10 protein-coding genes are annotated in these 11,969 nt (G+C 64.0%); 6 read left to right on the top strand and 4 right to left on the bottom strand.

Going from position 1 to position 11,969, the window contains the following annotated elements; genetic code table 11:
* Positions 1 to 26: 26 nt before the first annotated feature.
* Entirely contained in the window at positions 27 to 947 is a 921-nt protein-coding gene (locus tag AC0IYS_RS16130) for an LD-carboxypeptidase (protein ID WP_471706101.1), read from the top strand.
* A 3-nt stretch (positions 948 to 950) separates the two neighbouring features.
* Here AC0IYS_RS16130 and AC0IYS_RS16125 read toward each other — a convergent pair whose 3' ends face one another.
* The 3 genes from AC0IYS_RS16125 to AC0IYS_RS16115 form a co-directional block, all read right to left on the bottom strand.
* Positions 951 to 1,463: a hypothetical protein gene (locus AC0IYS_RS16125; RefSeq protein ID WP_471706100.1), complete on the bottom strand. Its 513-nt coding sequence runs from the start codon at positions 1,461 to 1,463 to the stop codon at positions 951 to 953.
* A gap of 140 nt (positions 1,464 to 1,603) precedes the next feature.
* Positions 1,604 to 5,326 (bottom strand): TonB-dependent receptor, encoded by a 3,723-nt coding sequence (locus AC0IYS_RS16120; RefSeq protein WP_471706099.1) that lies wholly within the window; start codon positions 5,324 to 5,326, stop codon positions 1,604 to 1,606.
* A gap of 233 nt (positions 5,327 to 5,559) precedes the next feature.
* Positions 5,560 to 5,877 carry a hypothetical protein gene (locus AC0IYS_RS16115; protein WP_471706098.1) on the bottom strand — a complete coding sequence of 106 codons (318 nt, stop codon included), beginning with the start codon at positions 5,875 to 5,877 and terminating at the stop codon, positions 5,560 to 5,562.
* A 149-nt stretch (positions 5,878 to 6,026) separates the two neighbouring features.
* Between AC0IYS_RS16115 and AC0IYS_RS16110 the strand changes: the two genes are divergently transcribed.
* The 5 genes from AC0IYS_RS16110 to AC0IYS_RS16090 all read left to right on the top strand — a co-directional run bounded on the left by AC0IYS_RS16110 (position 6,027) and on the right by AC0IYS_RS16090 (position 11,440).
* Positions 6,027 to 7,628, top strand: coding sequence for an ABC-F family ATPase (locus tag AC0IYS_RS16110; RefSeq protein ID WP_471706097.1), 1,602 nt, complete (start codon positions 6,027 to 6,029; stop codon positions 7,626 to 7,628).
* Between the two features lie 21 nt (positions 7,629 to 7,649).
* Positions 7,650 to 8,795: a quinolinate synthase NadA gene (gene nadA, locus AC0IYS_RS16105; RefSeq protein WP_471706096.1), complete on the top strand. Its 1,146-nt coding sequence runs from the start codon at positions 7,650 to 7,652 to the stop codon at positions 8,793 to 8,795.
* Complete coding sequence (gene nadC, locus AC0IYS_RS16100) at positions 8,795 to 9,661, top strand: carboxylating nicotinate-nucleotide diphosphorylase (RefSeq protein WP_471708891.1); 867 nt, start codon at positions 8,795 to 8,797, stop codon at positions 9,659 to 9,661. The genes nadA and nadC overlap by 1 nt, the downstream gene beginning before the upstream one ends.
* Positions 9,662 to 9,761: 100 nt before the next feature.
* On the top strand, positions 9,762 to 10,550 hold the full coding sequence (locus AC0IYS_RS16095) for a PEP-CTERM sorting domain-containing protein (RefSeq protein WP_471706095.1): 789 nt from the start codon (positions 9,762 to 9,764) through the stop codon (positions 10,548 to 10,550).
* Positions 10,551 to 10,687: 137 nt separating this feature from the next.
* Positions 10,688 to 11,440, top strand: coding sequence for a substrate-binding periplasmic protein (locus tag AC0IYS_RS16090; protein ID WP_471706094.1), 753 nt, complete (start codon positions 10,688 to 10,690; stop codon positions 11,438 to 11,440).
* Here AC0IYS_RS16090 and AC0IYS_RS16085 read toward each other — a convergent pair.
* On the bottom strand, positions 11,427 to 11,969 hold the full coding sequence (locus AC0IYS_RS16085) for a GNAT family N-acetyltransferase (protein ID WP_471706093.1): 543 nt from the start codon (positions 11,967 to 11,969) through the stop codon (positions 11,427 to 11,429). The two genes, AC0IYS_RS16090 and AC0IYS_RS16085, sit on opposite strands and share 14 nt — an antisense overlap.

Below are 11,969 nucleotides of genomic sequence, written 5' to 3'. Positions count from 1 at the left end.
GCTTCACAATTGAGCCTCGAAACAACTTGAACACCAAAAAAATCGGCATCGCCATTGTCGCGCCCGGTGGCGCCGCGCCCGATGCGGGCGCGCTCCAGGCCGGCATCGCCCGCCTCGAACAGCAGGGTTTCCTGGTCCACAATTATTACGAGCACGACAAGCGGCACCTGCGGTTCGGCGGCACCGACGCCGGCCGCCTGGCGCAGCTCGACGCCGCCGCCGCCGATCCGGATGTGCGGATCGTCATCGCCCTGCGTGGTTCGTACGGCATGACCCGGCTGCTGCCGGCGATCGATTTCGCCGCCATGGCCGACAGCGGCAAGCTGTTTGTCGGCTATAGCGACTTCACCGCCTTCCAGATGGCGCTGATGAAGCAGACCGGGCGCATCAGCTTCGGCGGGCCGATGGTGTGCGCCGATTTCCTCCCGGAGCAGCCGGATGCCTATACGATGGGCCAATTCTGGGATTGCCTGCGCGGTCCGGCGCATGCCGTGCGCGGCGCGGTGGCCGACGGCGGCGCCGACAATCCGGTGGTCGATGTCGGCGGCAGGCTGTGGGGCGGCAACCTGGCGATGATGGTCAGCCTGCTGGGCACGCCATATTTCCACGCGCTGGACGACGGTATCGTGTTTATCGAGGATATCTCCGAACATCCCTACCGGATCGAGCGCATGGTGTTGCAACTGCTGTATGCGGGCGCGCTGGACGGCCAGCGTGCGCTGGTGCTGGGCGATTTTTCCGGCTATAAATTAGGCGCGCTGGAGAACGGCTACGACTTCGAGACCATGCTGGCCTACCTGCGCGCGCGCTTGCCGCTGCCGGTGCTGACCGGCTTGCCTTTCGGCCATATCAGGCGCCATGCCACCTTGCCATATGGCGGCATGGCGCGGCTGGTGTCGGACGCGCGCGGCTTCGAGCTGACGATCCGCGACTACCCCACCTTGTAGGGCTTACTGCACCCGGCGCACGCGTGGCGGCTGCCTGGCGCCGTCGACCTCGAAGAAGATGGTGCCGATGGCGTTGCGGCTCAGCACGACCTTCGGATTCGTGCGCTCTATAAACCACTCCGAGCTGCCGTCCACCACCCGCCAGACCTGGCCGTTGGCCAGTTTGAATTGCGTGCTCGGACCCCAGCCTTCGATTTTGCCGACAACGGTGCTTTCGATGGACGTCAAGTCCGCTTTTCTGTCCTTGGCGATGGTGTCGAGCCCGAAGCCGGCTTCGGTGTTGGCGGCCGGAGCGGCCGCTGCGGTCTGTGCGGCCGATGCCGGCGCCGGCGCCGCAGCCGCAGCCGATACGGCGGCCGCAGCCCCGGCGCCCGTGGCGGCAGCCGCCGTCACCGGTATCGCGTCGTAGCACGCCACGCGGCCGGCCACCTCGGCGATGGTGCGGCAGTGGAGCAGGGCGCGATCGTCGGCCAGCGCGGAACCGGATATTGCCAGCAAAACAAGCAAAGCTTTCATCGAATACCTTCCAGATTGAGATTTGCTGATTATATCGATAGGCCGGTCAGCGGCGGGAAGAAAAAAGCCCGGCCGTGTGAGCGGCCGGGCTGTCGAAGAGAGGAGGGAGACCGCCTCCTCTTGGTGCCGGGTGAAGCGCGTCAATTCCTGAAATTCATCCCGACCATGATGCGGCGGCCGGCGTAGGACGTGTCGAGCAGGTTGGGCGTGCCGTCGGCGAACGGGGCGTACTGGGCCTGGCTGTTGGTGGTCGAGCTCAGGTTCAGGTTGCGGCCCTCGGCGAAGATCTCCATGTTTTTGTTGATGCGGTAGGCGATCTTGGCGTCGACATAACGGGTGGCGTTCTTGAAGTTCGGCGAGCCCGGATTGTACGGCGTGATGGTGGTGCGCCCGCCGGCCGCGTTCGGGTAATTGTTGACCGACGTGGCGCCGCAGGCGGCGATGCAGCTGAACTTCTGTCCGACCGCCTGCAGCGACACGCGCATCGACAGCGCGCCGTCGTCGTACCACAGCGAGGCGTTGTAGGTGTACTTCGACTCGCCGACGGGTGGCAGCGCCTCGCCGGTGAGCAGGTCCACCACGCGCTGGTCGGTGTTTTTCGAGCGCAGCTTGGTGTAGTTCAGGTCGACCCCGGTGTAGCGCAGCAGCCACGGCAGGAAGGTGAAGGCTGTCTTGCTGCCGTATTCCAGGCCGGTGCGCGTGATGTTGGCGCCATTCTCGTAGGTGCGGTAGTCGAAGCCGAGGCCGTCGAGCGAGCGGCCGGTCTGCGGATCGACCAGCCCGGAGCCGCTGAACAGGCCGACGGCGCTCTTGCCGACCACCGTGCTGCCGCCGACCTTGCCCACCTGCCGGAACGCGCCCACCGAGAACGAGGTATCGTCGTTCGGATACCATTCCAGCGCCAGGTTCTGGTTCTGGTTGGTCTGGGCCTTGAGCGCCGGATTGCCGATGGTGCCGGAGCAGCTCTGTTCCTCGTCGTCGCGGCGCCGCTCGTCATAGGTGCAGGTGCCGGCCGGGATCAGCGCGCTGACCGGCGGACGGGCGACCTGCTTGGCGCGGTTGTAGCGCAACACCACCTCGTTGGGCACCATCCACAGCGACAGGTTCAGGATCGGCAGGTAGTCGGTGGTGTTGGCGTCGAGCGCGGTCAGCTTGCTGGCCGTGGCGCTGATGGTGCCGCCGGCGGCGTTCTGGTTGAGCGGATCGTAGGCGGCCGTCTTGATGATGGACGTGAAGCTCATCACGCCGGTGGCGTGGACCTTGGTGCGCACCACGCGGTAGCCGAAGTTGCCATCCAACTCCATGCCGAACGGCAGGCGACGGTTGGTGAACGGGATTTCGTCGATGCCGAAGTCGGTCATCAGGTAGGCCGCCGTGGTGCGCTCCTTGAAGGTGCTCACCGGCTGCTGATAGACCTTGCCGTCGTTGGCGGTGCATTCCTTGACGCAGTCGAAGTTGACGTTGGGCGAGTTGACCAGGCTGAACACTTTTTCGACGTCGATCTGGTTCCAGCCGTCGATCAGCCCGGCCGGACGGTCCGGCATGCCGTTGAAGAACGGCGTGTTCCGTTGCGCCATCGATTGAGTGATGATGTCGAGGAACTGCTGCTGCGACATGAAGGTGTTGCCGGAGCGGGCCGAGGCCGGATCGGTGTTGGGCACGTAGCCGCTTGCGCAGGGTTTGCCGCCAGGTCCGAGCGAGCCGGGGGTGTCGGTGCAGCCGGAGAAGAAGCTGCGTACGTTGGCGCTCGGCAGGATCACCGCCGGCACGTAGCCGGGCTTGCCGAACTCGCCGACGGCCGTTTGCACGGTCGAGCCGCCGCCGCCCCAGCTGCTGCCGGAAGTCTGGCGGAAATTGAAGCCGCTCTTGACGCGCTTGAAGAACGGCACTTTTTCGCTCAGTGCATAGCTGAAGTCGGCCTTGGCGGTGCGTTCCTCGGTCTCGGCCATCTTCGGCGAGAACGTGATTTGCGGCGCCTGCGTGCTCAGCGGCTGCTGGTTGATGGTGTAGGCCGGTACGGCCGGACCCTTCGGACCGGCGTCGACCGCCTTGGTGTCGGTGCCGGCCGGACGCACCTGCGCGTAGATGGTCGGATCGGCCTGGTTGAAGCTGCTGCCGGCCGGCTGCTCGTAGGTCCACAGGCCGTTGGGCAGCACCTTCATCGTCGTCGGGCCGTAGTTGTAGCTCCAGTTGGTGCGTTTGTCGCCGCGCTGCCACTTGGAGCGGGCGTCGCCGACAAAGAATTCCGCCACGAAGCCGCCGTCCTTGTACACGCCGCCGCTCTGGAAGTAGCGGTCCGTGGTCTTCATGACGTTGTGGATCTGGTCGGTATTGACGTTGGCGTCGCTGATCGTGTATTGCGTCAGGTGGTGGTTGGCGTCCACCACCACCGAGCGCGGGTCGACGTTGGCGACGATGCCGGTGGCCGGGGTCAGGTTGGCGCGGTAGCTGGCGCCGTCGTACAGGTAGTAGCCGGAACCGGGCACGGCGCTCCGCACGCCGGCCGCCGTGTCGGTGAAGGTCGGGCCCTGGTAGGTCGGGCTGTAGGCGGTCGCCAGATTGGTGTTCAGTCCGCCCAGGCCGTAGGTCTGGTTGCTGTCGTCCACTTCGCGGCGGGCGTAGTTGACCTTGCCGTACACGGTCAGCTGGTTGTTGACTTTGAAGTCGAAGCGCAGGTCGACGTTGCCGCGTTTTTCCTCCTGGCGCTTCTCGAGGAAGCGCACCAGCGACGGCGTGTAGTCGTTCCACTGGTTCAGGCAGCTGAGCAGCTCGTTGCCGCGCGCGTTGATGGCGGCGTTGCGCGCGGTGTTGCCGTTGACGGCGTTGGCCTGGGCCGTGGTCAGCGCCGGGAAGGCGGCGTAGCACGCCGCCTTGGTCTGGGCCGCCGCCGATTTGGTCAGGATGTCGGCCGGCGAGGCGTGGTCGAAGAAGCCGCCGGCCGTCAGCGGCGAGCGCAAGGTCGGCGCGGTGCTGGCCGGGTCGTTGGGTGACAGGGTACCTGGCTGGTAGGTGAAGGTCTTGTTGGGCGAATTGTCGAAATCGACGTTGCGCGAATAGCCGGCGTTGCGGGTGGTGGCGACCTCGGACGAGTGCGACTCGTTGACCACGCGCGAGGTCGAGGCGTTGAGCATGACGCCAAAGCGGTTGTCGAAGAATTTGCGGGTCAGGATCAGGTTGGTGTCGGGCGACCATTCCTTGTTCAGCGAGCCCTGCGAGCCGGCCAGGCGCAGCGAGTAGAACGGGTCCTTGAAGTCCAGGCTGGTCCGGGTCTTGATGATGATGCCGCCGCCGAGCGAGCCTTCGGTCATGTCGGCGGTGGCGCCCTTGACGACATCGACGCTTTTGATCAGGTCGGCCGAGAGCGAGCGGAACTCGACGCCGCGGCCGCTGCCGCCGCCGTTCATGTCGGTGCCGCCGGCAGATTGCACGCCCTGGCCGTCGATTTCGACGCGGGTCAGGTCGGCGCTGTTGCCGCGGATGGCGACGCTGACGCCTTCGCCGAAGTCGCCGCGGTCGAGCGCGACGCCGGAGATGCGCGAGATGGCCTCGCCGATGTTACGGTCGGGGAAGGAACCGACGTCGTCGGCGACGATCGAATCCATCGCCGTGGCGGCGTTCTTCTTGCGTTCGATGCCCGATTGCTGGGCTGCGCGCTGGCCTTGGACCACGACGGTCTTGATGTCCGTGGCGGCCGGCGCGGGCGCGGGAGACTGCGCCGCCGGCGCTTCCGGTTTGGCGTCCTGGGCGGCGGCGTGGCCGGCGACGAGCGAGGCCAGCGCGATCGAAACCGCATAGGCGACCGGTGTGGGGCTCAGTGGCTTTTTACCTGGATAGGCGCGCGCGCCATGGGTGTGTCCGTGCATGTTGTCTCTCTCTCCCTGACTGGCCTTTGCGGCCATTTTTTAATGCCGGCGGTGTTACACCGGCTGATATATTGGTAATCAGTCTAGTGTCGAAAACAGGCGCGCGGATTGGCAAATGGAAAAGAATCACCCGGTTGAGCGGAATACTGATTTGGGGGGGAAACAGGTGTTCGCGGGGGGATTTGGATATCAGCGTCGGCGCGGATCGCGCCGTTGGGACTGCGTGGGCTGCCTCATTTTGCCGGCGGGACCGGCACGGGCTGGGCGTACACCACCACCGATTGCGGCGCTAACGGGGCGGCTTTGGGCGTGGCATTGTTAAGGACGAAGGTGATCACCGTCAGCGCGGTGCCGCCCAGGACGATCGCGGTGCCGACCACCCATTTGATCATGTCGGCGAAGCCCCTGTGCATTTCCACTTGCAGGGCGCCCACTTTACCGGTCAGGTCCAGCTGGTGCGCCGCCAGCTCAGATTGGCGCGCCTCGATCCGCGCCAGCCTTTCCCTGGCGTCGGTCGCGAACTCCTCCAGTCTGGCGATGCGCTCATCCATTTTGCGTCCCTCCCGGGTATCAAGCACCTTCGTTAACAAAATTGTACGCCATGTTTTAGCCCCTGTCGCCCAGTCCCGCGCGGTGGGTGCTGTATAATCCCGCATTTCCGCCTAACGGCATGATTTAATTAAGAAAAGCCCAATTCAGAATGCTATCGACCGCTAACATCACCATGCAATTCGGCGCCAAGCCGCTGTTTGAAAACATCTCCGTCAAGTTCGGCGATGGCAACCGCTACGGCCTGATCGGCGCTAACGGTTGCGGCAAATCCACGTTCATGAAAATCCTGGGCGGCGATCTGGAACCGTCGGGCGGCAACGTGATGCTGGATACGAACGAGCGCCTGGGCAAGCTGCGCCAGGACCAGTTCGCCTATGAAGAGATGCGCGTGCTCGACGTGGTCATGATGGGCCACACCGAGATGTGGGCCGCGATGCAGGAACGCGACGCCATCTACGCCAATCCGGAAGCGACCGACGACGATTACATGAAGGCCGCCGAGCTCGAAGGCAAAGTGTCCGAGTACGACGGCTACACGGCCGAGTCGCGCGCCGGCGAGCTGCTGCTGGGCGCCGGCGTCGACATCGAGCTGCACAAGGGCCCGATGAGCAACGTGTCGCCGGGCTGGAAGCTGCGGGTGCTGCTGGCCCAGGCGCTGTTCTCGAATCCGGACATCCTGCTGCTCGACGAGCCGACCAACAATCTGGACATCAACACCATCCGCTGGCTGGAGGACGTGCTGAACGACCGCAACTCCACCATGATCATCATTTCCCACGATCGCCACTTCCTCAACCAGGTCTGCACCCACGTGGCCGACATGGACTACGGCACGTTGAAGATCTATCCGGGCAACTACGACGAGTACATGTTCGCCTCGACCCAGGCGCGCAACCAGCAACTGGCCAACAACGCCAAGGCCAAGGACAAGGTCGCCGAACTGCAGGACTTCGTGCGCCGCTTCGCCGCCAACAAATCCAAGGCCCGCCAGGCGACCTCGCGCGCCAAGCAGATCGAGAAGATCAAGGTCGACGACATCAAGCCGTCGTCGCGCGCCTATCCGTTCGTGCGCTTCGACGGCGAGAAGAAATTGCACCGCCTGGCCGTCGAAGTCGACAGCATCGCCAAGAAATACGACCGCCAGCTGTTCAATAACTTCAGCATCATGGTCGAGGCGGGCGAGCGCATCGCCATCATCGGCGCCAACGGCGCCGGCAAGACCACCTTGCTGCGTTGCATAGGCGGCGACGACATCGCCGGCCTGCACGCCGACCACGGCACCGTCAAGTGGGCCGAGAACGCCAACGTCGGCTACATGCCGCAGGATCCGACCGAGGAATTCTCCAAGGACACGACGTTGACCGACTGGATGGGCGACTGGACCCAGGAAGGCGACGACGACCAGGCCGTGCGCTCGATCCTGGGCCGCCTGCTGTTCGGCGGCGACGAGGTCAAGAAGTCGGTCAAGGTGCTGTCCGGCGGCGAGAAGGGCCGCATGATGTACGGCAAGCTGATGCTGGGCCGCCACAATGTGCTGCTGCTCGATGAACCAACCAACCACATGGACATGGAATCGATCGAGTCGCTCAACATCGCGCTGGAGAAGTATGCCGGCACCCTGATCTTCGTCTCGCACGACCGCGAGTTCGTCTCGTCGCTGGCCAACCGCATCATCGAGATCAAGGAAAACGAAGTGGTCGATTTCCGCGGCAACTACGAGGACTACCTGACCAGCCAGGGCATCGATTAACTTCTTAGCCACGTCGGAACCATGCAAACCATAGAGATCAAATCCGTCGAGTACGATCATCCTCAAGACGGAGCCAGCTGCACCGCCCACGCCTGGGCGCGCACGCCAGCGACACCGACGGCCGAACAGCGCACCGCGCTCAAGGCCCGCATCAAGCAACTGCTGGTCGAGAAGGAGGCGGTGCTCGTCTCGCACTACTATGTCGACGGCGACCTGCAAGACCTGGCCGAGGAAACCGGCGGCTGCGTCTCCGATTCGCTGGAGATGGCGCGCTTCGGGCGCGACCATCCGGCCAGGACGCTGGTCGTGGCCGGCGTGCGCTTCATGGGCGAGACCGCCAAGATCCTCAGCCCGGAAAAGCGCATCCTGATGCCGGACCTGGACGCGACCTGTTCGCTCGACCTGGGTTGCCCGGTCGACGAGTTCACCGCCTTCTGCGACGCCCATCCGGACCGCACGGTGGTGGTGTACGCCAACACCAGCGCGGCCGTCAAGGCGCGTGCCGACTGGATGGTGACGTCGTCGATCGGCCTCGACATCGTGGCCCATCTGCACGCGCAGGGCAAAAAAATCCTGTGGGCGCCGGACCGTCACCTGGGTTCCTACATCCAGAAGCAGACCGGCGCCGACATGCTGCTGTGGCAGGGCTCGTGCCTGGTGCACGACGAGTTCAAGGGCGTCGAACTGGACCTGCTGAAGGCGCAATATCCGGACGCCAAGATCCTGGTGCATCCGGAATCGCCGGCCAACGTGGTGGCGCTGGCCGATGTGGTCGGCTCGACCACGCAGATCATCAACGCCGCCGTCGAGTCCGACGCCGATACCTTCATCGTCGCCACCGACAACGGCATCCTGCACAAGATGCGCGCGGCCGCGCCCGGCAAGCGCTTCATCGAGGCGCCGACCGCCGGCAACAGCGCCACCTGCAAGAGTTGCGCGCATTGCCCGTGGATGGCGATGAACGGCCTGCAAAACCTGGCCGACGTGCTGGAGAACATGGAAACCAGCACGACCAACGAGATCCATGTCGATCCGAAGATCGGCCGCCAGGCGGTGGTGTCGATCAACCGCATGCTCGATTTCGCGGCGGCCAAGAAGGCCCGGGTGCAGCCCGGCGCCGACCTGGCCAAAGAAGCACAACTGTTTTCAGGAATCGGTCCCGCATGATGAGTACCTTGTTGAATAAATTCGCGCCGTTCGACGAGGCGCTGAAAACGGCCTTCGAGGCCAATCTTCTGTCGGCCTTGCTGGAAGACGTGGGCAGCGGCGACCTGACCGGCTTGCTCGTGCCGGACGGCGGCCGCTCCACCGCGCGCGTGATCGTGCGCGAGGACGCGGTGCTGTGCGGCGCGCCGTGGTTCGAGGGCGTGATGAACTGCATGCAGGCCGGCATCGAGATCGACTGGCAGTACGCCGAGGGCGACATGATGAAGGCCGACAGCGTGGTCTGCACGATCCAGGGTCCGGCGCGCGCGCTGCTGACGGCGGAAAGGGCGGCGCTGAACTTCCTGCAACTGCTCTCGGGCGTGGCGACCGCTACCCGCAAATACGTCGACGTCATCGTCGGCACCCGCGCGGCCATCCTGGACACCCGCAAGACCTTGCCGGGGCTGCGCCTGGCGCAGAAATACGCGGTACGCGTCGGTGGCGGGCAGAACCAGCGCCTGGCCCTGTATGACGGCATCCTGATCAAGGAGAACCATATCGCGGCGGCCGGCGGCATCACCAACGCGGTGCTGGCGGCCAAGCGGCTGGACAAGGGCGTGTCGATCCAGGTCGAGGTCGAGAACCTGGACGAGCTGGCCGAGGCGCTGGCGGCGGGCGCGGAGTCCATCCTGCTGGACAACTTCAGCAACGAGACGATGCGCGAGGCGGTCACCATCAATGCCGGACGGGCGCTGCTGGAGGCGTCGGGCGGCATCAACTTCGATACCGTGCGGGCCATCGCCGAAACCGGCGTCAACCGCATCTCGATTGGAAGCTTGACAAAAGACATACGCGCCACAGACTATTCTTTGCGAATTGTCAATTAAATTATTTGAAAAATATGCAAATAATACAATTGTTAAAGATGACTTAAAGCTAATATAATCTCCCTTGTTTTTTTACCACTATTAACCAGGGAGCTAGTTTATGAGTCTGAAGCAAATTGTAGGTATGATGGCGTTGGTGGGTTTGAGCGGTGTGGCGCAGGCGGGCGGCTTTGTCAACGGCGGCTTCGAAAGCGGCGACACAAGTGGTTGGAGCACCGGTGGCGGCTATCGCGGCAGCAGCCCGAACTCCTCCATCACGCCGGGCGATTTCTTGGCTGGTGGCGCTCTGAACTCGGACGGCGGAGAGCGCGGCGCGGTCATCGACAAGAATTACGTCGATCCCAACGTGGGCACCCTGATCGGTACGACAGTTCTTTATGGTGATTATTCGTACCGTGCGGAAGATACCACTTATGGCGGCTTCGGCACCGTCATCAGCCAGCAAGTCAAGAACTACACCGACACCGATATCTACTTCGCCTGGAAGGCCGTGCTGGAAAACGGCGGCCATGCCGAGGATGAATCGGCTGCGATGATCCTGACCCTGACCGACAACACCACCGGCCAATTGGTCCTCAGCCGCACTTACAACGCTGGCGATGGCGGCGGCGGCGTCGATTCCCGTTTCCTCAGCGAAGGCGAGTACTTCTATACCCCGCAGTGGCAGGTCGAGCAACTCAGCATCGACCAGTCCCTGTCCGGTCACGACTTCACGCTGTCGCTGTTGGCAGCCGACTGCGAGCCCACCGCCCACACCGGCTATGCCTACATCGACGGTTTCGGTTCCGTCGCGCTGGCAGTTCCGGAAACGGAAACCTACGCCATGATGTTGGCGGGACTGGGCATGATGGGCTGGGTTGCCCGCCGCAAGAAATCCACCAAGGTTTAAATGGCGGCGATGCCGCGATGAGCTGCTAGAATCCCCCAGTACAAGGTATTTTGTGCCGGATGCTCCGGCAGGGAGGCTGCTTGCGCGTGATCGCGGCGTTTCAGAAAGACCGGTTAGCTTTTCTCGTTCGACGGCGTTTGCTGTTCGGCACATGCGGCATCGCGCTCGGCGCTTTGCCGCATTTTGCTTTGTGCGCCGACAAAGCGCCGCTGCGGGTGGTCGGCACGCGCTTCGAAGGCGTGTACGAGCGTCACGCCGATGGCGCATTTTCCGGGCTGGGTGTGGAGGTGGTGCGGCTGCTGGCCCGGCGACTGGACCGCGCCGTGCAGTTCGAAGTCTATCCCTGGCGGCGCGCGCAGCAGCGCGTCAGCATGGCCCTGGCCGACGTGCTGGTCGGTCCCTATAAATCCGCCGAGCGCGAGCAAACCATGCGCTTTACCGAACAGCCGTTTTTCCAGGACCAGGTGGCGTTTTATTCGCGCGCCAAGGGCATGGTGTTCTGGGGCGGCGACTACGCCGCGCTCAAGGGCAAGCGCATCGTCACGCTCAATGGCTGGAGTTACGGGGAAGCGTTCACGGCCGCGGCGGTCGGCTTGAATATCAGTGTCGCCAACAACGTCGAGAACGGGTTAATGATGCTGATCTACGGCCATGTGGATATGTTCGCCAGCAACCGGCGCGACACCGATCCGGTGATACAGCGCATGGGCTTGACCGACAAGCTGGTGCCGGTGGCCCCGCTGATCGATACGCAGAACGCCTATTTCGCCTTTCCCAAGACCGCGATCGGCGAGGGGCTGGCCGGCGCCTTCGATCAGTTGCTGTCGGAACTGAAGAGCAGCGGCGAACTGCGTCGCATGGCCCGGCGCCACCTGGTCAGCGTGCCTTGATGGCCTTGCGCATGCGGGTCAGCGGCACTTGGACCGGCCCGGGCAGGGTGATCTCGAAGCGTTCTATCTCCTCGAATCCGCAGGCCAGATACAGCGGCACGCCGGGCATGGTGGCCGCCAGTTCCAGCGTATGAAAGCCGGCCTCGGCGGCGGCATCGGTGCAGTGTTGCAGCAGCAGCCGGCCCAAGCCCTGGCGCGCGGCGGACGGGTCGACGAAGAAGGCGCGGATGCGGGCCGGTTCGCTGGCCGGGTCGAGCAGGGCGTCCACGCTTTTTTTGGTGCGGTCGGCGCCGAACAGCGTGCTGCGCTTGCTCCAGCCGCCGCACGCCGCCAGCTTGCCGTGCTGCTCGATGAGGAAGTAGGTTTGGTCGGCCACCAGCTGGGTGTCGACGCCGAACACGTATTGCGTTACCGCCCGCGCCTGTTCGCCGGTGTAAAAACCTTCGCTCAGTTCGATTCCGGAGCGCTTGATCAGCGCTTCCATGGCGGCAATGTCGGCGGGCGCGGCGGCGCGTACGGTGACCGTCAT

It is taken from the genome of Duganella sp. AC237 (genome assembly GCF_979254035.1).
Note: the sequence above shows the minus strand (reverse complement) of the source record. Positions and strands in the feature narration are given on the sequence as shown.

Coding starts and splice junctions, on each gene's coding strand:
- AC0IYS_RS16095 (WP_471706095.1), top strand. CDS start 9,762: ATGAGTCTGAAGCAAATTGTAGGTATGATGGCGTTGGTGGGTTTGAGC.
- AC0IYS_RS16085 (WP_471706093.1), bottom strand. CDS start 11,969: ATGACGGTCACCGTACGCGCCGCCGCGCCCGCCGACATTGCCGCCATG.
- nadA (WP_471706096.1), top strand. CDS start 7,650: ATGCAAACCATAGAGATCAAATCCGTCGAGTACGATCATCCTCAAGAC.
- AC0IYS_RS16125 (WP_471706100.1), bottom strand. CDS start 1,463: ATGAAAGCTTTGCTTGTTTTGCTGGCAATATCCGGTTCCGCGCTGGCC.
- AC0IYS_RS16115 (WP_471706098.1), bottom strand. CDS start 5,877: ATGGATGAGCGCATCGCCAGACTGGAGGAGTTCGCGACCGACGCCAGG.
- nadC (WP_471708891.1), top strand. CDS start 8,795: ATGAGTACCTTGTTGAATAAATTCGCGCCGTTCGACGAGGCGCTGAAA.
- AC0IYS_RS16110 (WP_471706097.1), top strand. CDS start 6,027: ATGCTATCGACCGCTAACATCACCATGCAATTCGGCGCCAAGCCGCTG.
- AC0IYS_RS16120 (WP_471706099.1), bottom strand. CDS start 5,326: ATGCACGGACACACCCATGGCGCGCGCGCCTATCCAGGTAAAAAGCCA.